Below are 18536 nucleotides of genomic sequence, written 5' to 3' on the forward strand. Positions count from 1 at the left end.
TGAATGCTGAGCCGACTCTTCCTCTCGTACATGGAGCCATCCTAACTGTAAGCTGAACTCTTAGCTAGGACAGCCCCAAAAACAAAAAACCGGCAGCCCCCTCAAAGCGCTGCCGGTCCGACTCCCAAATCAAACAACCAACCTACGTATACCTCGGCTCTTCCTCGCGCACCACCTGGAACGCCTTGCTGCCCTTCACCGTGCCCGGCAGGCCGTAGAACTTCCGCACGCCTTCCACCTCGGCCTCCAGAAGCTCCTCGGTGTCCGTGTCCAGAAGCAGAATATCGCCGAGGTCCAGGTTCAGGAGCTGGCGGCCGGTGATCTTGGTCTGGCCCAGCTCGATGACCACCTCCACCGGGGTCTCCAGGAGGCGCTCCTTGAAGCGCGCGATCCAGGCGTGGTCGACTTCCAGGCGCTCGGACTGGAAGGAGGCGTGCAGCTTGGAGCGGATGGGCTCCAGGGTCGCGTAGGGCAGGCAGCAGATGAGCGAGCCGATGGCGTTCTCCAGCTCCACCTCGAAGGTCACCACGATGACCACGTCCGAGGGCGGCACGATGGCCGCGAACTGCGGGTTGATCTCCGAACGGGTGAGTTCGATGTGCACCTCGTGCACAGGCCGCCAGGCGTCCTCCATGTTGGACAGGGCGATCTTCACCACCCGGTCCACGATGGCCTGCTCGATGGGCGTGAAATCCCGGCCCTCGACCTTGGGCTGGCTGCCCGCGCCGCCGAAGAAGTTCTCCACCAGGGCGAAAACCAGGCGCGAGTCCACCACCAACAGGGCGTTGCCCCGCAGCGGGTCCATCTTGAAGATATTGATGGACGTGGGCACGGGCAGGGAGCGCATGAAATCCCCGAACTTGGACATGTCGATGGAGATGGGGTTCAAATCCACGCGCTTGCGCATGGCGTTGGCCAGGGCGTTGGTGCACAGCCGAGCGAACCGGTCGTTGACGATCTCCAACACCGGCATGCGGCCGCGGATGATGCGGTCCTGGTTGGCCAGGTCGAAGGTCACTACCCCGGAGTCGTCCTCCGGGACGTCCGCCTCCGCTTCTATCTCGCCTCCGGACAAGCCACGAAGCAACGCATCAACTTCGTCCTGATCGAGAATCTTGCTCATGAATCGCCTTCCTGCGCAATTGGAATACCACGGCAGTATCTGCCGCCCCGGGGAGCCCGCTCCCCGGACCGGCCAGGAAACCGAAACGCGCGTTTTCCCGCGTCCCAGGCCGCCGTTACCCTGTCACACTCCCATACCCCGGGTGTGCGGGGATGGCAACAGGCCGTCCCGAAACGTATTGCTTGCAAAACGCAAGCCACGCCGTGGCGCCCCTCGCCGAAGCCTGCCAGCGGGGGTGAAGAGCCCAGGCCGTGCGCCCCGGGGCCGGACAGACCCGTCAGCGAATCGACGGCCCGGCGCGCGGCCAGGAAACCGAGGACTATTCCGACTTGCTTAAATCCCCCCAATGCGTAAAATGTGTTGGCATGAAACTGTTTACCCCTTGGACCGAATGCAGGATACCGCGCTGTACAACACAATTTGTCTGATCTCCGGGGTCGAGGACCATCTGCGCAGGGACAAGTTCAACCTGTCCCGCATCCGCGCAGGCAATATCAAGGCCTACTCCACCGGGCATGACGCCCTGGAATATTTGGAAAAAGCATCCGTCGACTGCATCCTGCTGGACACGGAGCTGCTGGACATGGACGGGTTCGAACTGCTGCGCGCCCTGCGCCAGACGCCCCTGCACCGCAAAACCCCCATCATCATGGTCACGGTGGCCAACAAGAAGGACTCCGTGCTGGACGCCGTGGACGCCGGTTGCACGGGCTACGTCCTGCGCCCCTATTCGGAGGAAACTCTCAAGCGGCACCTGGTCATGGCCAAGCAGCTGGAACGCTTCTCGGAAATCGAGGAGGAGCAGCTGCGCCAGGCCCAGGACATGGTCGAGCAGGGAGATTTCGACGATGCCATCGAGGAATTCGAGGAAATCCTCACCGTCCAGGACGAAGCCCGCAAATACTACGACATGGGCTGCGACTACCTGCTGCGCCAAAAATACGGCAAGGCCATCATCGCCTTCAACAAGGCGCTCAAGATCAACGACCTCTACGCCGAGGCCTACCAGGGGCTGGCCAAGGCCTACAAGGGCAAGGGCAACATCCAGAAATACGCCAACTACCTGCAGAAAGCCGCCGAGGTCCACGCCCAGTTCGACCGCATGGATCAGGCCAAGACCCTGTTCATCGAGGTCCTCAAGCACGACAACCAGGCCCCCAACCCCTACAACACCTGGGGGGTGCAGCTGCGACGCCAGGGCGACTACCCCGGGGCCGTGCAGGCCTACAACCGGGCCCTGGAGCTCACGCCCAAGGACGAGAACATCCACTTCAACCTGTCCAAGGCCTATTTCTTCATGGGCGACCGCAAGAAGGCCGAAAGCGCCCTGAAAAAGGCCCTGCGCACCAACGGGGACTTCCCCGAAGCCCTCAAATTCTTTTCGGAAGTCACGGGAGAACCCTGGCCGGGCCCCGTGAAGCCCAAGGACGAGACCGCGGCCCCGGCCATGTCCGTCATCGACGTGTAGCGCGCGGCAGCCGCCGGCGCGCACGGGACAAGACGCGGTTCCGAAACGGAGCCGCCGGGAATCCGCCCGCGTCTCGCCTTACGGCTGGGCGATGTGGCGTTCCACCAGGGTCAGAAGTTGGGGTTTGGTGAACGGACGCTCCAGGCAGTCCGTGAAGCCAGCCTCCAGGCTGCACTTGCAGTCGTCGGGCAGGTAATGGGCCGTGAGCGCCAGGAGGGGCACGGCCGGGGTATGGGTTTCGGCCTCCCACTGCCTGATGGCGCGGGCAGTGGCGAAACCGTCCATCACGGGCATGTGGGTGCCCATGATGACCATGTCGAAGTAGTCCTTGGTGTACAGTTCCACGCCCTTGCGCCCGTTCTCCGCGAAGGCCAGGCGATAGTCCCCGCCCCCGAGGTAGTAGCTCACGAGCATGCGCGTGTTGGACGAGTCGTCCACCACCAGGATGGCGGGCACGCCGTCCACGCGGCCGCGCTGGCGGGCCTTGCCCACCAGGCACAGGGCGGGGTTCACGCCCTCGCTGTACTTGTGGCCGCCCACGATGTCCGCGATGGCGCCGCGCAGGCCCTCTTCCTCCAGGGGCAAAGGCAGAACGGCGGACAGGCCCTGGGTCTTGGCGGCGGCCTTTTCCGCCCCCGAGGGGGCTTCCAGCAGAGGCACAAGGCTGTGCAGGGGGAATCCCTCCTCCTTGCCCAGGCGTCGGGCCAGATCCCAGGGGGTCTTCCCGCCACCGGCCGAGACGAACGCGATGCGGAAGGGCCTGCACGCGCGGTAGGCGTCCACCAGCACGTCCCCGGCCCGTTCCAGGTCGGCCGCGTCCTCCACAAGCGCGCCCCAGCCCTCCAGGAGCTCACGGGCGGCGGCAAGGTCCGCATCCCCGACCAGGAGCACGCGGCGGCCCTTGACGTCCGGAGGCACGAGCACCTCGTCGAACTGCTCCTTGCTGAGTTCCTGCTCGGCGTATTCCCTGAACATCCCCGAGGACAGGAACAGGTCGTGCACGTCCGGGTCGATGTGACGGTCCTTTTTCATGAATCCCAGGATCTTCACGGCCATGGACAGGGGCATGGGCTTTTTGTAGGGCCGATCCTTGGCGGTCAGGGCCTCGAAGATGTCGGCCACGGCCATGATCCGGGCCTGCAGGGGCAGGTTGCTCTCGTCCAGGCCGTGGGGATACCCCGAACCGTCGAGCTTCTCATGGTGGCTGGCCGCGTATTCGGGCACGCGGGAAAGCTTCTTGGGGAAAGGCAGCTCCGAGAGCATCTTGCCGGTCATGCGGGCGTGGTTCTCGATGATATCGCGCTCGGCCCCGGTGAGGGTGCCCTTGCGGATGCAAAGGTTCTCCAGCTCGTCCTCCGTGACGTAGGGCTGAACCTCGCCATTGACCGTGAAAGTCTTGGCCGCGATGCCCTTGAGTCGCTCGATGCGCTCATCGCTCATGAACTCGCCGGGCTCGTTGCAGGAGAAGACGAAGGCGCGCTCCTCCTCCAGGACCTTCAGGGCCTCGGCGTGTGCGGCCTCGCCCGCCGCCAGCTCGTCCACGGACGCGCCCGAAGCCAGCATCGCCACCTTGCGCTCCAGCCACTCCGTCTCCAGGCACTTGGCGATGAGATCGAAACGCAGGGCGACCAAGTCCACGCGGTCATAGATGGTCTGCAACTTGGAGGCCTTGTCCACCACCCATTCGGGGGTGATGATCTTGCCGATGTCGTGCAGCCAGGCCGCGAGCTTGAGCTCCTCGAGCTCCTCCTCGTTGAAGTGCACCTCCGCGAAGGGGCCCTCGTCCAGCTCGTTGATGCGCGCCGCGATCATCATGGAGATGTCCACCACGCGGTTGATGTGGCCGCCGGTATAGGGAGATTTTTCTTCGATGGCGTTGGCCGTGCTCTTGATGAAGGCGTAGAACAGGTCCTTCAGATCCTTGATGAGCCTAGTCTTGGTCAGGGCGGCCGCGGCCTGGGAGGCCAGGGAGGCGACGAGCACCACCCGGTCGTCGGAAAATTCGCAGATACAGCCGCCCCGGGTCACGTCCTGGGCGTTCAGCAGTTGCAACACGCCGATGATGTCGTTCTCGTGGTTGCGCATGGGGATGACCAGCATGGACTTGGAGCGGTATCCCGTGGCCTCGTCGTACTTGCGCGGACCCGTGAAGTCGAATGCCTCGGACTCGTACACGTCGGCGATGTTCACGATCTCGCCGGTCAGGGCGACATAGGAGGAGACGTTGGCGTGGTTGGGCGCATCCTCCACGAACATGGGCACGGGCGGAAGATTGATGGCCGCCCCAGAGGTGCCGCCCATGCGGGTGTTCATGGTGTCGTTCTGCAGGATGACGAAGTCCAGGTGGGTCCCGGCTTCGTTGACCAGGTACAGGGTCCCGGCGTCGGCGTCGGTGATGGAGCGGGCCTCGTGGATGATCATCTCCAGCAGGCGCTCCACATTCTCCTCGCCGGAGAGCGCCATGCCGATCTCGGCGTACTTGTTCAGGTGATGCAGCTGGAACGCGGACAGTCCGTCCACTCGGGTTCCCGCCTCGCAGACGCCCGCGCCCTCCCGCACTCCTTTATCCCTCTGGTCCATCTGATGCCCCGGTGTGTTGCGGCGAAACCGCCATGGCCCGCCCCGCTATAAGTATACCAAAACACCAGCCGATCGCAAATGTCCAACAAAACTGCAAAGAAAACCGCGGGCCGGAGAAACGCCTCCGACCCGCGACAAAAGGGACACCAGGGAAAGGGATCAGAGTTCGCCCAGGGCCTTGCCGAGTTTCTGGACGCGCTCGTTCATGGGATAGCGGTCGATGAGCTTGCGGTAGATGGCCACGGCCTCGTCCCGCTTGCCCTGGCCGAGCAGCGCATACACCAGGTTGATGTTGCTCACATAGTCCGTGGGCCGGATGCCCACGGCGCGGCGGAAGAAGTTCTCGGCGTCCTGGTAGCGCTTTTCCTTGAGCGCCAGATAGCCCTCCCACTTGTACTTGGCCGCGCTCTCCTTCTTGCCGATCTGCACGGACATGGAGTCCAGGAGTTCCTTGGACTGGGAGAGGTTGCCCGTCTTGGAGGCCTGGACCAGCTTGCGCTCCAGAGCCAGGACGTTCTCGTTCTTGCGGGCCTTGGAGGCGAAATGGGTCTCCAGCGCCTTGGTGGGCTTGCTGAGGTCGATCTTGCGCTCCTGGGGCTGCACCTCGCGGAACAGGCGCTGGCGAACGATGGGCGCCTCCCGCACGGTGACCAGCTGCGCGGGTTGGGCCTCTTCGGCCGGAGCCGCAGCCTCGGCCTGCCCCTCCGCCACCTGGTCCACGGCCTTGGACGGCGTGGCTCGGGAGCCCATGACCGTGTCCGGCACCTTGGGCAGGGGGATCTGCTGCACTTCCTGCTGGACGAAGTACACGCCCGCCGCCACGAGCACCACGAACGCGAGGACAATGACACCCGCCCGCACCAACAGCTTGCTCGTTCTCGGAGCCACGGCCTGTGGCGTCGTGCGGGAACCCCGCTCGGCCTCCTCCTTTTTCAATTGCTGCAGACTGCGGTAGATAAGGCTCATTACTTGACCACCCTGACGTTCATGACGATGACCATTTCACGGATCACGTCGGTTTCGGTCCTGGTCTTGAAGAGCCAGCCCAGCACCGGGATGTCGGAAACCGCCGGCAACCCCGCATCGGTCTTGCTGTGGCTCTTGTCGATGAGGCCGCCCAGGATGATGGTGTCGCCATCGTTGACGCGCACCGTGGTGTTCACCGTCTTCACGTCCACCCTGGGCAGGGCGATCTTGTCACCCGCCGTGGTCACCTCCACCAGGTCCTCGGCTCCGGCCCCGGAAACCTCACTCTTGATGGGAAATATCTGCAGATCGATCTTGTCGTCCTCGCTGATGTAGGCGACCACGCCAAGCATCACGCCATCGAAAACGCTGTCCGTTTCCACCGTGAAGGTCACGTTGCCCTCGTCATCCACGTCGCGGGTGATGTTGGCCACGTACTTCTGGGAGGAACCCGCGGAGAACAGGGCGGGTTGCCCGTGCTTGGCGCGCACGTGGGGGTTGGCCACAACCTTGACCCCACCGAAGGACTGCATGGCCTCCACCGCGGCGTTGAAGGAATCGTCGCCCTTCTTGAAACCCGAGATGGTCATGGCCGTCTGGTCGTCGGTGAAGGTACGGTCGCCAAAGGCCTTGGCTCCGCGCTGCAATAGGGAAACCGTGGTGGTGCCGTCGCCCCAGGCCATGCGCTGGGCCACCCAGTTGAAGTCGATGCCGAACTGGAAGGAATCGTCGAGCTTGACCTCCATGATCCTGGCGTCGATGAGCACCTGCTTGGAAAGCTTGGACTTCAGGTTGTTGAGCATCTTGGCGATGGCCCGGATCTTGCCCGGCGAGGAGCGCACGTACAGGGTGCCCGTCAGGGGATCCAAGGCGAAGTACCCGGGATTAGCGGGTTCGTCGCCCGTGGCGGTCTGCTCGCCAAAGGCCGTTTCCTCGGAAATGATGGAATCCACGCTCTGTATGATGGATCCGTACAAGGACTCATCCTGGAATTCTCCACCCGTGGTGCTGGACATGGAGAATTCGCCCTTGAGATCCCCGGACCCTGACAGGGCGCTGCCGAAGATGTCTCCGCCGCCGCTGTTGGTCACCGCGGTGTTCGTGTTCACGAAGTCCAGGTAGAAGGTCTGCTCGGCAAAGCGCTGCACGTAGAGGATGTTCTCGTCCACCTCCCAGGCCAAATCAAAGGCCTGGAGCAGTTTCTCCACCACCAGGGCGCTGGAGGCGTCCTCGAAGCTGATGGTCACACGGTTGTCCAGGCTGATGCCCGGCTCGATGACCAGGTTCAGGCCTGCGTTGCGCGCCACGATGTACAGGATGTTGTGGATGGTCTCGTCCTGCACGTTGATGGACACGGTGGTGTCTTCGAGCGGATTGTAGGCTGGCAGGACGGGATCGATGAGGTCCTCCACCGCCTTGGCTTTGGACTCGATCTGCCTCTCCATGTCGCGGATCTTGACGAACTGCTCATCCTCCTTGCGCATCTGCTTGTAGAGCGTGTCGTATTCCAGGTCGCTCTCAAGCATCTTGCCGGGATTCTGGCAGGCGGCAAGGCCCAGTGCCATTATGAAAAGTCCCAAGTAAGCGGTGTACCTGCGCATGGCGTATCCCCTTTTCACCCTTGCTTCCCCTCTCCGAGACGGTTTATGCGTCCATTCCCGCCGGCTGGCCCGGCATGCCGAGAGTTGCGTTCCCATCACTTGTTCCCGACCTTCTGCAGTATCTCAAGCGCCTGGTCGGGGCTGAGATCGGGCGGCAGATTCTGGAGGTCCGCGCCCTGGGCCTGTTCACCTTCTGCTCCAGATGCGGCGCCCTGTTCCTTGCCGTCATCTCTGGGACGGGTGTCCTGCATGACGCTCGTGATTTCCACACGGAAGGGCGGCACCCAGGGCATCCTGTCCACGGTGTCTCCCATGGCCAGGGTCACGCCATCGGCGTCGATGCCCTGGACCGTGCGCCCGTCGGGCACCTGGTCGCCCTCTTTATAGATCCTGCCCCCGAGAACCGCGTACTTGTCCGGCGGGCCCAGAAAAATCGTGCTCACGGAAAGCATCACGCGCCCAGGCTCGTCCTTCAGGGCCTCCTGATCAAGCACTATCAGGGCGGGATCGACCTTCTCGACTTCCCCGAAGGTGGCCACCTTCCGCTTGGTCACGTCCACTGCCGAACGGATGGCCTCCGTGACCTCGTCCGAGGGCAGGTCCACTATCTTGGGGGCCAGCCGCTGCATGACGTCGGCCTTGCGCACGGGCGCCTGGGGCTCATCCATGTAAATCCAGGCGGCCGTAGCCACGATCACCACGGCGTAGCCGATCCAGCGGATGAGGATGTTTCTTCTACCCGGATGCATTTACTCCCCCTGCTTCTTCAAGGGCCACAGCGCGTCGAGGGAATAATAATTGCCCTCCAGGTCGAGATTGACCTGCTGCGTGACGATGCTGAACCCCTGCTTCTCGAGTCCCTCGGCGAAGGCCGTGAACCCCTGCTGGGCCGACGTTATGTCCATCTCCACCTGGCCTTCCAGATGCACGTGCACACCCGTGTCCACGTACCTGAATTCCAGCCCGTCGACCCGGACGAAGCCCGGCCTGAGCGAGGCGATGTAGTTCCACATCTCGCCGAAAGGCGGATACAGGGCGGCCTGCCGGTAGTCCCGGGCCAGGGTCACCGCCGGGCCCACGTCCTTGAACTCCACGTTCACGGCCCTGGACTTGAGCATGGTCTCGATCTCGCGGATCTTGGCCTTTCTGGCCTCGATGCCAGCGCGCACGTTTTCGGCCGCGCCGCGCATGGTGAACACGCCCACGCCCGCCACTATGGCCAGGGCCAGGAAAGCCGCCCACATCCAGCGCTCGGCCAGTTCCAGGGGCCGCAGGTAGCGCTCCTCCTTGGGCCCTATGGCCACCGAGGCCGGGGCCTTGGAAACGGCCGAGGGCAATGCAGACCAGACCTGCTCGCCGTTGAAGGCGAACTCGTGCAGCGGATACGGCACCAGGGGAATGTCCACGTCCGGGCGCGCCAGGTTCAGGGTCCAGGTCAGGCCCTCGATCCAGCCCACCTGGTTGATGCGCTGGCCGAGGTTCTTTTCCAGGGCCACCAGGTCCTGCTCCAGGGCGAAGATGCCTTCGTTGAGCGCCTGCTCGTCGTCGCCCACCAGGGTGTAGCGCCGGGCCAGATGCACCTCGCCGGACTTGCCCGCCACGAGCACGATGGCTCCCGGCAGGTGCAGGGCCAGGGCCTGCGTGCCCTTGCCCTGTTTCTTGAGCAGGCCGAACAGGAGCGAAACCGTGTCCGCGAAGATCAGGCCCCGCTCGGTGCCCAGATAGACCTCGCGCAGCCCCACATGCTTGTCCCGGGGCAGAATCTCGTAGAACACGCTTATCTGCCCGCCCTCCAGCTTGCGCTTGCTGAAGACGTGCAGCACGCCGTCCACGTTGAGCTCGCCCGCCTCTTCGAGGTTTTTCCGGGCCAGCACGTTGGCGTATTTGGGCTCCGTGGACAGGGTCAGGATTCCCATGCCCGGGGAGTCCGCATAGTCCGCGACGTAGGTGAAGTACCCGCCGACGAGGTTCACGTCGTCCACGTATTCGATGCCGCGGTTGGAAAACATATGTTTCTGGTTCTGGAAGTCCAGGACAAAGGGCGTGATCCCGCCACGCGAGACGCGCCAGCCCCAATCCGCGGTGTGGTCCGCATCTTCCTCGTCGTAGGCCTCGCCCATGTCCACCGCCGCAGCCATGGCGGGCGCGGGTTCCGGCTCGGGCGCGGGTTCCGGCTCAGGTTCAGGTTCTGGCTCGGGTTCCGGTTCCGGCGCGGGCTCCTGCACGGGCTCCGGCTCCAGCTCGAAAGCCGGGGCCTGCCAGGCTCCGGATTCCTCCGGCGCGGGCTCCTCGGCCTGCGCCTGGAATTCCTCCTCGGGCTCCGCAGGCATCTCGAAACGCGGCTCGGACTCTCCTCCCCCAGGAGCGGAATCCTCCAACTCCCAGGAAACGTCCTCGATCTCGAACTCCGGAACCCCGGCGTCCCCGCCGGTTCCCCCCGGGTCCATGCCCGTATCTTCCGGAGCCACGCCGTTGGATTTCTTCTCTTCAGTCATATCCCTTCCCGCCTCGCTTTGGCCACTGAAGTGCTACTTCTCTTTGGGCATCAAAAAAGTTCCCGAGATGTTCATGTCGTACATCTGCAGGGTGTCCGGGGCCGCAAGATCGGCCTCGGCCGGGGCGGTGGCTTGCCCGCCACTGTCCGGCGGCGCCACCAACACGCGCGAAACGAGCATCCGGTCGGGCTTGAACCAGTAGTGACTGGTTTCGGGCTTGTTGTTGGCCAGGAGCATCATCTTTTCCACGTCCTTCCACTCCAGGGTCTTGCTCATGGACAGGGGGTACTTGACCCACTTGTCGGGCTCCAGGCCCGCGTTCTTGATCTCCCCCCACAGGGCGTTGACGATGACGACCTTCTCCTCCTGCTGCCTGTAGAGATCAGCCAATTTCTCGTAGTCCCGCAGTTCATTCTGCAGGACCTCGATCTCGGCCTGCCCGCTGCGGATATCCTTCCACATCTGGTAGTAGAGGATGATCCCAGCGGCGAAGACCACACTGATCAGAATGCTTATGAGCCAGCGCATGACCGTCGTATCCCCCTTGTCACATTTTTCCGATCATGTCGTAGATCGGCAGCATCAGTCCGGCGAAAATCAGGCCGAAGACCAGCCCCAGGAAAACCAGCATCATGGGCTCCAGGGTCTTGCCCAGCACCTCCACCAGGGCCGCGAGCTTGTCCCTGTACAACTTGGCCACGTAGGCCGTCTGTTCCTCAATGCGGCCGGTCTGTTCGCCCACCGCCACCATGCGCACCGCAAAGGGATGCAGAGCCTGGGCCTGGCGCATGGAATCCGACAGCGGGTTGCCGTTCTTCACGCTGTCCTGCACCAGGATCAGCCGCCCCTTGTAGACCAGATTGGTCAACGAGTCGGTGATGATCTCCAGGGTCCGCACCACGCCCACGCCCGCGCCCACCAGGATGCCCAGGTATTCGGTGATGCGGGCGATGATGCTGGTCTCGATGATGGTGGAAAAGACGGGCACGCGCAGCAGCATGAAATCCAGGCCATACTGCACGCGGGTGCTTTTCCTGCGCAGCCAGGCCAGGAAGATGACGAATCCCACCACCCCCAGGAGCACCCAGCCCGCGTAAAGCTGGAACCAGTTGGAGATGGCGATGAGGATCCGCGTGGGCGTGGGGATGGTCACCCCCATGTCCACGAACAGCTTCACGATCTTGGGCACCACGAAATAGAACCAGAAGAAGCAGGCCCCCACCACCACGGCGAAGATGAACCCCGGGTAGATCAGGGCGCGCTTGGTGCCGCCAACGATCTGTTCGATGTTCTCCAGATGCTCGGCGGATTTCTTGCACATCCGGTCCAGCATGCCCGTTTCCTCGCCGATACGGCACATGTACTGGATGAGCGCGCCGAAGACCTTGGGATGCCGGGACAGGGCCTCGCCGAAGGTCTGGCCGCCCTCGATGTCCGTGCGCATGAACTTCAGGGTCATGAGCAGCATGGGGTTCTTGATTTCCTGCATGATCTCGTCCATGGACGAAAGCACGGGAACGCCGGCCCCCAGGAGCATGGCCATGTTGTTGAAAAATTCCGCGAGATCCGGGCGCTTGACCCGGGAAAAGCCCTGGGTGGCGAGCTTGGTGATCCAGGACATGAGGCGCCCGAAGCGCTGGATGGCGATGACCACCCCGCCCTGGCGCTCCAGATAGCGGATGGCCGGGGCGTTGTCCGCGAAGGGCAGTTCCACCACTCCCCGGTCCACCTTCCCGTCGGCGGTCAAGAGTTTGAATCGAAATATGGGCATCGCGCTCCGCCGTCTCCTGGCTGGATGTTCGCCGGCCCGCGCCTAGTAGCGCGTCTTGCCGAGCACCCGCTGCAGTTCTTCCACCGTCGTCATACCCTTCTGGACCTTGATCACGCCCACGTCGAACATGGAGCGGAATCCCTTGCGCTTGACCATGTCCTCCAACTGGGTGAGTTCGATGTCCTTTTCCATCGCCTGTCGCACGTCGCGGTCCACCACCAGGATTTCGTAGACCAGGGTCCGGCCGATGTATCCCTTGTGGCCGCAGGCCTCGCAGCCCTCGCCCTTGTAGACCGTATCCAGCTGTACGCCCAGATACTTCAACTCCTCCGGGGAGGGGGCGTAGGCCTTCTTGCAGTGGGGGCAGATGATGCGCACCAGGCGCTGGCTGACCACGCCGATGAGGCTCTCCGAGAGCATCTGGGTGTCCATGCCCAGGCCCTGCAGGCGCGGGATGGAGCCGATGGCCGTGTTGGAGTGCAGGGTGGAGAGCACAAGGTGGCCCGTGGTGGCGGCGGTCAGCGCCGTGGTGGCCGTCTCCTCGTCGCGCATCTCGCCGATGAGGATCACGTCCGGGTCGTGGCGCAAAAAGTGCCGCATGGCGTTGGAAAAATCGTATCCCGCGCCCTCGTTGACCTGGGTCTGGCGCGCCAGGGGAACCACATACTCGATGGGGTTCTCCACGGTGATCACGTTCTTGCCCAAGAGGTCCAGGGACGAAAGCCCGGCCACCAGGGTGGTGGACTTGCCCGAACCCGTGGGGCCGGTGAGCAGGAGGATGCCGAAGGGCTCGTCGAAGATGCGCGCCAAGAGCTTGAGGTCGTCCTCCAGAAAGCCCAGGGCCGGGAAGCTGAAGCTGGCCCGCTCCTGGGACAGCAGGCGCAGCACGATGTTCTCGCCGAAGGGCGTGACGATGGACGAGGCGCGGATGTCGTAGCGCCGCTCCAGGAGGTTGGCGGTCCAACGGCCGTCCTGTGGCAGGCGCTGCTCGGCGATGTCCATGCCCGCCTGCAGCTTGATGGACGTGGCCAGGCGCGAGAGCTGCGGCGGCAGGAAGGCCACGTTGGACAGCACGCCGTCCACGCGGAAGGCCACGGAGATGCCCCGGGCCATGGGCCGCAGATGGACATCCGTGGCGCGCTGCTTCACGGCCAAGAGCAGGATGTAGTTGATCAGCGTGTCCGGGCTCACGGTGCGCGACGTGTCCGCCGCGATGATGCCCACCTCGCGCTGCATCAGCTTTTCGACAGGGTTGTCCAGGAAATAGAAATAATTATAAATGGCCGAGATGACACGTGTCTCCTCGGCCATGACGAACTCGGGCCTGAGCCCCGTGGCCCGCACGATCATCTGCTCCGTTTTGGGATCCGGGATGTCGGAGATGCAGCAGACCACCGCGTTGTCCTTCTGCTCGAAGGGGAACACGCGCTGGGCCAGGCAGGCGTTGCGGTTGAAGCGTTTGAGAAGCTGGTAGTCCGGGGTGATGCTGTCCAGCTGGACGTACTCCAGCTCCAGCTGCTGGGCCACGGTGAACACAAGGTCGTATTCCGAAACCAGCCCCGTGCGGGTCAGCACCTGGCCGAGCTTTTCCTTGGTCACCCGCTGAACCTGCAGGGCGTAGCGGATATGCTCGTCGCCGATGTACCCTTTGTCCCGGAGCAAGTCGCCAATACGAATGGGAGCGGCCATGTGGTCCACCTCTGGTCAGTTCTGTCGTCCCTCGCCGGGCGGAGGGGCGCGTTTTCCTTCGGCGGCCCGGCCGTCTCAGTGAGACCCGTGGCTTTCCGTCCCCGCCTTGCGGCGGGTTTGGCTTTTCGGTGCAGGGCTTAGCCCTGCCTGGACATTACATTGAGCCAGAAAACCGTCTCGGGGTCGGGCCACATGGTGCGCTTGAGCTTCATGTCCTTCTGGAAGCTGTTGATGGCGCGCCAAGTGACCGGTCCGACCATCCCGTCGTCCGGCCCCCAGTAGTAGCCCAATTTCTTGAGCATCATCTGCAGGGCCAGAATGTCCTCGTGCCGGTACCCGTAGTAGAAATCCTTGATCACGAAGGGCGGGCGCCAGAGCACGATCCACGCGGGATTCTCGTCAACGGTCTTTTTCCAGGGGAATGCTGAGAAGGGAATCTTTTTTTCGGCGGGCAGCCGATCCAGTTTCAGAGCCTGCACCCCCCCGGGCAGTACCTCTTCAAACACCCCGATCTTCTTTTCGGCCACGGCCCGCGCGAACGCGTCCACCGAGGCCTCCAGCCCGACCGGTTTCAAAAACGCGTAATAGGAGGGATCATACCCCGCCCCACTAGGCATTTTTGTTGTAGTATCCAGAGATGTCGCAATTTTAGGACCCGTTGTCAAGGAGACTTTTCGATTTTCCGGGCCGTTGGAGGGGCCCGCCGCGGCCTGCGCGCCGGAAGCGTTGGAGGCGGACGGAATCCGGGTGTCCTGTTTTTCGGCCACGGCCTGTTGCGCCGCCCGGCGCTTGGCCCTGGCGTCGGCTTCGGCCTTTTCGGCGGCCTTGCGCTCGGCGTCGGCCTCGGCCTTGGCCTTTTCGGCGGCCCTGCGCTCGGCGTCGGCTTCGGCCTTGGCCTTTTCCGCCGCCTGGCGCTCGATTTCGGCCTCGGCCTTGGCCTTCTCGGCGGCCTTGCGCTTTGCTTCGGCTTCGGCCTCCGCCTTGGCCTTCTCCTCGGCCCTGCGCTGCGCGTCGGCCAAGGCCCCGGCCTCGGCCTCGGCACGGGCTTCGGCCTCGGCCTTCTTCAGGGTTTCGGCGCGGACCTCGGCCGCCACCTTGGCCATGGCCTCGGCGCGGGCCTGCTCGCGGACCTCGTCCAGGGCCGCGTTGGCGCGCATGGCCGAGACCTTGGCCGCCACCAGGGCCACGGGGCTCCGCAACCCGTCCTGACCGGGGATGTAGGGGGCGAAGGCCGCGGCGAACAGGAGCAGCACCCCCGCGGCCACGGCCACGTACCGGAAGAGCCTGCCGCCCTTGCCCATGCGCTCGGCCACCTCGATCTGGCAGGTGGCGATCTCGGCCACGGCGGCCCTCAGCACCTTGACGGTGAAATCGCTCTCCCCGAAAGCCACGGCCGCGTACAGGGCGCGCTCCATGATCAGGTTGATCATGCGCGTATTGCCGCAGGTGGCCCGGAACAGGAGCTTCAGGGGCGCGCCCGTGAGCCGGAATTGCGACGAGGCGCTGGAAAGCTTGAAATTCACGTAGCGCCCGGTTTCCTCCAGGTCGAAGGCGCGCAGATCCTTGAAGATGCTGATGCGGCTTCTGAGCTGGCGAAGCTTCTGCTCGTCCAGGCGCTCCTTGAGCTCGGGCTGTCCCACCAGGAGGATCTGCACCAGCTTGCGGCCGCTGACCTCCAGGTTGGAGAGCATGCGCAGGGCCTCCATGGCGGGCAGGCTCAGGTTGTGGGCCTCGTCCACGATGATGGCGCAGTTCTTGTCCTGGGCGTTCTGTTCCACCAGATAGCCCTGCAGGAGGTCGATGAGTTGGGCCACGTTGGCGGACTTGGGCGCGTCCAGCCCGAAATCCCGCGCGATGGCGTGCAGCAGCTCCTCCTTGTTGAGCATGGTGTTGAAGATCCAGGAGGTGACGAGGTTCTCGTGCTCCAGCCGCCTGAGCAACTGGTAGAGGAGCGAGGTCTTGCCCACGCCCACCTCGCCGGTGAGCAGCAGGAAACCCTTGCGCGAAAGGATCCCGAAGGACAATTCGTCGAGAATCTGCTTGGTCGTGTCGGTATGGAAATACCCCTGGGTGTCCGCGGCCATGGAAAACGGGTTGCGGTCCAGGCCCAGGGCTTCGAATATGTCGGTGGTCAAGTGGCTGCCTCCTGCGCGGGAAATCCGGGAACTGTCCGATTCCTAACACATTTGCCTCGGCGCAGGCAACGCCCATGCGCAGGGCGTCACCTGGGCCGACCCATGAAAAAGGGCCTCCCTCCCGGAGAGGGAGAGGGGCCCTTACAGGGTTCGATTAACTTCGGCCTAGTAGTCCAAGATGATGATCGCCGTCTGGACAACAGCGGTATTGGCAGCGGAGACGGTGTTGTTCCACGCTTGGGCCGTCTGGGCGGCCCCCGCAGCGCCATAGTAGGTTATGGCGGCGCCGGCAACAGTGGCCACGCCGCCGATGCACGAACCGGCCTCGCCGTCGGCAAGGCCGTCAATGGCAGTGTCCAGGCCCTTGGCGACGTCCACGGGCACGTTGTACAGCACCACGCAGTTGCGGAGGACCTGCTTGCCCTGCATCGTGAGGGACAAGTTGAGGAGGTCAGCGGTGACGATCTGCGAACCGGCGAACTCGCCCTCGACCAGGGTCTGCCAGGGGTTCATCAGGGCGTTGCCGGTTCCGCCGGCGGCGTCCGTGCATACGGTGGCGGCGGCGACCACGACGGTTCCCGCGACGACAGGATTGATCAGCTTGGACTTGATGATGCTACAAGGAACGATGCCCACGTTCTCCAGCGCGGTCAGAATCCGGAGGGCCTTGGGACCGGAACCGGCGATCAGGCCGTCCATCTTGCCGTCGGGGGCGTTCCCGGCGATACCGCCGTTGACTTCACCGTCGTTCAGGATCTGCCCGGTCTTGTCGTAATAAGTCTGGGCCACGGTGCCCCATTTCTGGGCGAACTGCTGGGAGAACTGCTTGACCTGCGCGCCGCGCACGATGTCGCGGCCCTTCATCACACCCGCGAGGATGATGCCGATGATGACGAGAACGATAGCCATTTCCACCAGGGTAAAGCCGGAAACCACCTTGCGTTTCAGGTTCGGCTTGTTCATGGATGCTCCTCCTTCAAAAAATTGTTTCCGTATCCTGACCCCCTAGGCAGTCCGGCCGTCTCCCCCGAGACCCGTGACTTTCCGTCCCCCCCTCGCGGTGGGTTTGGCTTTCTCTAGCTCACTTACCAAAACAATACACTACAAACCAATCCGCATGTCAATTCGATATCGCGCCCCCCGTCGCTGAAACATTGTACAAAATCCGCCTCAGTCAAAACGGCTCGCCTCGGTCCCTAGAACCAAGCGAAAAGATTGGTCACGCGAGCATCCTCGCGAACCTTGGCGTCCAATTGCAGGGCTTCCGCCTTGAAATTCCTGCCTTCCAGCCACTCATCCCCGTCTCCCGGCAACGCCAATATATCAAGGCGCATGACCCCGCGCCCGTCAAAAGGCGACCGCACCCACACAGTGCGCCCCTGAACGGCGCGCACCCCGTATCCCGTGCCCGGCCCGGAGCCCAGGAGCACGTCGAACGCCCCGGGATGGGCCTCGGCCAGGGCCAGTTCGTCCCGCTCTCCCCACGGGCTCAGCCCCAGCACCAGGTCCACCGACGGCCTCAACTCCTCGGCGGCCTGCACCACGGCATCCCGCAGAGCCTCGGGCGCAGAGGCATAGGCCGACTCCTTGAACGGGAAGTCAACGAGGCCGAGCTTCAGGCCGTCCCACTCCAGAGTCCGCGTCCAGGGCCGGGCCTGGACAGGCGCGAAGCCCGGCGGCAAAGCCGCTTCCGACCGGCTCAGGGCCCGGGCCTCGTCGGGCAGCACCAGGCCGGCGTCGTAGCCCAGGAGCCCGTAGGCTTCGGCCAAGGCGGGCAAGACTTCCTGACGGGTCTTCTTGCGTGGGGAATAGGACAGGAATTCCCAGCCCCCGGAAACGAACAGCGCCCCGGGATCCGAAACGCGCAGAGCCTCGAACAGCCCGGCCCTGCGGCCCAGACCGCCCAGGGCCCCCTTGCCGCACGTCGGGCAAGGGGCGAATTCGCCGAAAGAGTTGCTGGTGAAAATCAGGGTCCGCAAAGTGCCCGGAGCCGCCGCGCAGGGCGCGGACAGGAGCAGGACGCAGACACAAACAGAAATGAACAGCGGTCGCATGGTCATCGTATGAGAGTCAGCCTGTAGTAGAAGTCCACGGTATCGTCGTTCCCCAGATACACGGCGTTGCCCGCGTCCTGGTGCCCGTCGTCGAACTTGCGGTCGAAGGCCAGGGCCTCCTGCCTGTCGACCCCGGGCAGCTTGAAGAAATTGTCCTCCACCAAGACCTTGCCGCCGGACATCAACCGAACCCAGAGCAGTTCCAGCACCAGGCCCCGGATGCGGATTTCGCGGTCGGGATTGACCCCGGTTTCCTGCAAATCCACAAAGGCCTTGGCGGCCTCGCCGCGGCCGGAATCGATCCTGCCGTCGTCGTTCCCGGCCACGAGCACCCCGTCCACCATGGCGGGCCGTGTGTCGTCGCCGGGCAGCATCCCGGTCATGTCAGTGTAGGTCAGAACCGCCACCCGCTGGCGCTCCAGGGCGTTGTAGACATACATGGCGTTGGCCGCGCGGTAGGGAGGCACCCCCCCGTCGTCCCCGCCCGGTGACAGGACCACGGACAGCAGCCCGAACAGCAGCAGCGCCACCAAGGCCACGCCCGTCAGAATCTCCGTCTGGCTGTACCCCATACGCCGTCTCGGCGGCAGTCCTCTCACCCTGTCCCCCCCTGTATGCGCTGACTCCAACGAAAGACCCGCTTCTGCCAGCACA

At 63.8% G+C, this 18536-nt stretch carries 14 protein-coding genes and 2 riboswitches; of the genes, 1 reads left to right on the forward strand and 13 read right to left on the reverse strand.

Translation table 11 applies throughout. The features are described from left to right. Positions 1 to 142: 142 nt before the first annotated feature. On the reverse strand, positions 143 to 1123 hold the full coding sequence (gene fliM / locus ACYYG1_RS09275) for a flagellar motor switch protein FliM (protein ID WP_461210024.1): 981 nt from the start codon (positions 1121 to 1123) through the stop codon (positions 143 to 145). Between the two features lie 391 nt (positions 1124 to 1514). Between fliM and ACYYG1_RS09280 the strand changes: the two genes are divergently transcribed. Beyond that, the gene (locus ACYYG1_RS09280) at positions 1515 to 2591 is read left to right on the forward strand and encodes a tetratricopeptide repeat protein (protein ID WP_461210025.1); all 1077 of its coding nucleotides are present in this window, start codon (positions 1515 to 1517) and stop codon (positions 2589 to 2591) included. 78 nt (positions 2592 to 2669) lie between these two features. Here the strand turns inward: ACYYG1_RS09280 and ACYYG1_RS09285 are convergent, their stop codons facing one another. From ACYYG1_RS09285 to ACYYG1_RS09340, 12 genes are all read right to left on the reverse strand, one after another. Beyond that, a complete protein-coding gene (locus tag ACYYG1_RS09285; protein WP_461210026.1) occupies positions 2670 to 5171 on the reverse strand; it encodes an HD domain-containing phosphohydrolase in 2502 nt (833 codons plus the stop codon). A gap of 159 nt (positions 5172 to 5330) precedes the next feature. Beyond that, complete coding sequence (locus ACYYG1_RS09290) at positions 5331 to 6137, reverse strand: tetratricopeptide repeat protein (protein ID WP_461210027.1); 807 nt, start codon at positions 6135 to 6137, stop codon at positions 5331 to 5333. After that, a complete protein-coding gene (gene mshL, locus ACYYG1_RS09295) occupies positions 6137 to 7702 on the reverse strand; it encodes a pilus (MSHA type) biogenesis protein MshL (RefSeq protein WP_461210028.1) in 1566 nt (521 codons plus the stop codon). The genes ACYYG1_RS09290 and mshL overlap by 1 nt, the downstream gene beginning before the upstream one ends. 131 nt (positions 7703 to 7833) lie before the next feature. After that, positions 7834 to 8487: a hypothetical protein gene (locus ACYYG1_RS09300; RefSeq protein WP_461210029.1), complete on the reverse strand. Its 654-nt coding sequence runs from the start codon at positions 8485 to 8487 to the stop codon at positions 7834 to 7836. Continuing rightward, positions 8488 to 10233 (reverse strand): hypothetical protein, encoded by a 1746-nt coding sequence (locus tag ACYYG1_RS09305; protein WP_461210030.1) that lies wholly within the window; start codon positions 10231 to 10233, stop codon positions 8488 to 8490. It abuts the gene before it with no gap. Between the two features lie 33 nt (positions 10234 to 10266). After that, positions 10267 to 10761: a hypothetical protein gene (locus ACYYG1_RS09310; protein WP_461210031.1), complete on the reverse strand. Its 495-nt coding sequence runs from the start codon at positions 10759 to 10761 to the stop codon at positions 10267 to 10269. A gap of 19 nt (positions 10762 to 10780) precedes the next feature. Then, on the reverse strand, positions 10781 to 12004 hold the full coding sequence (locus tag ACYYG1_RS09315; protein WP_461210032.1) for a type II secretion system F family protein: 1224 nt from the start codon (positions 12002 to 12004) through the stop codon (positions 10781 to 10783). A 42-nt stretch (positions 12005 to 12046) separates the two neighbouring features. Then, on the reverse strand, positions 12047 to 13693 hold the full coding sequence (locus ACYYG1_RS09320; protein ID WP_461210033.1) for a GspE/PulE family protein: 1647 nt from the start codon (positions 13691 to 13693) through the stop codon (positions 12047 to 12049). 57 nt (positions 13694 to 13750) lie between these two features. After that, positions 13751 to 13825: riboswitch (cyclic di-GMP riboswitch) on the reverse strand. 5 nt (positions 13826 to 13830) lie between these two features. Further along, positions 13831 to 15828, reverse strand: a complete 1998-nt coding sequence (locus ACYYG1_RS09325; protein WP_461210034.1) for an AAA family ATPase — start codon at positions 15826 to 15828, stop codon at positions 13831 to 13833. Between the two features lie 165 nt (positions 15829 to 15993). Further along, entirely contained in the window at positions 15994 to 16791 is a 798-nt protein-coding gene (locus ACYYG1_RS09330; RefSeq protein ID WP_461210035.1) for a prepilin-type N-terminal cleavage/methylation domain-containing protein, read from the reverse strand. A gap of 42 nt (positions 16792 to 16833) precedes the next feature. Further along, positions 16834 to 16909: riboswitch (cyclic di-GMP riboswitch) on the reverse strand. A 115-nt stretch (positions 16910 to 17024) separates the two neighbouring features. Beyond that, positions 17025 to 17882 (reverse strand): UshA-like (seleno)protein family 2, encoded by an 858-nt coding sequence (locus tag ACYYG1_RS09335; protein WP_461210036.1) that lies wholly within the window; start codon positions 17880 to 17882, stop codon positions 17025 to 17027. Positions 17883 to 17884: 2 nt separating this feature from the next. After that, positions 17885 to 18454, reverse strand: coding sequence for a hypothetical protein (locus ACYYG1_RS09340; RefSeq protein ID WP_461210037.1), 570 nt, complete (start codon positions 18452 to 18454; stop codon positions 17885 to 17887). Positions 18455 to 18536 lie beyond the last annotated feature (82 nt).

It is taken from the genome of Desulfocurvus sp. DL1XJH-121 (genome assembly GCF_054819825.1).

What these genes read in the sequence shown, in the direction of transcription:
- ACYYG1_RS09280 (WP_461210025.1), top strand. Translation starts at nt 1,515, where the DNA reads ATGCAGGATACCGCGCTGTACAACACAATTTGTCTGATCTCCGGGGTC.
- ACYYG1_RS09335 (WP_461210036.1), bottom strand. Translation starts at nt 17,882, where the DNA reads ATGCGACCGCTGTTCATTTCTGTTTGTGTCTGCGTCCTGCTCCTGTCC.
- ACYYG1_RS09315 (WP_461210032.1), bottom strand. Translation starts at nt 12,004, where the DNA reads ATGCCCATATTTCGATTCAAACTCTTGACCGCCGACGGGAAGGTGGAC.
- ACYYG1_RS09330 (WP_461210035.1), bottom strand. Translation starts at nt 16,791, where the DNA reads ATGAACAAGCCGAACCTGAAACGCAAGGTGGTTTCCGGCTTTACCCTG.
- ACYYG1_RS09310 (WP_461210031.1), bottom strand. Translation starts at nt 10,761, where the DNA reads ATGCGCTGGCTCATAAGCATTCTGATCAGTGTGGTCTTCGCCGCTGGG.
- ACYYG1_RS09320 (WP_461210033.1), bottom strand. Translation starts at nt 13,693, where the DNA reads ATGGCCGCTCCCATTCGTATTGGCGACTTGCTCCGGGACAAAGGGTAC.
- ACYYG1_RS09300 (WP_461210029.1), bottom strand. Translation starts at nt 8,487, where the DNA reads ATGCATCCGGGTAGAAGAAACATCCTCATCCGCTGGATCGGCTACGCC.
- ACYYG1_RS09305 (WP_461210030.1), bottom strand. Translation starts at nt 10,233, where the DNA reads ATGACTGAAGAGAAGAAATCCAACGGCGTGGCTCCGGAAGATACGGGC.
- mshL (WP_461210028.1), bottom strand. Translation starts at nt 7,702, where the DNA reads ATGGCACTGGGCCTTGCCGCCTGCCAGAATCCCGGCAAGATGCTTGAG.
- ACYYG1_RS09290 (WP_461210027.1), bottom strand. Translation starts at nt 6,137, where the DNA reads ATGAGCCTTATCTACCGCAGTCTGCAGCAATTGAAAAAGGAGGAGGCC.
- fliM (WP_461210024.1), bottom strand. Translation starts at nt 1,123, where the DNA reads ATGAGCAAGATTCTCGATCAGGACGAAGTTGATGCGTTGCTTCGTGGC.
- ACYYG1_RS09340 (WP_461210037.1), bottom strand. Translation starts at nt 18,454, where the DNA reads ATGGGGTACAGCCAGACGGAGATTCTGACGGGCGTGGCCTTGGTGGCG.
- ACYYG1_RS09285 (WP_461210026.1), bottom strand. Translation starts at nt 5,171, where the DNA reads ATGGACCAGAGGGATAAAGGAGTGCGGGAGGGCGCGGGCGTCTGCGAG.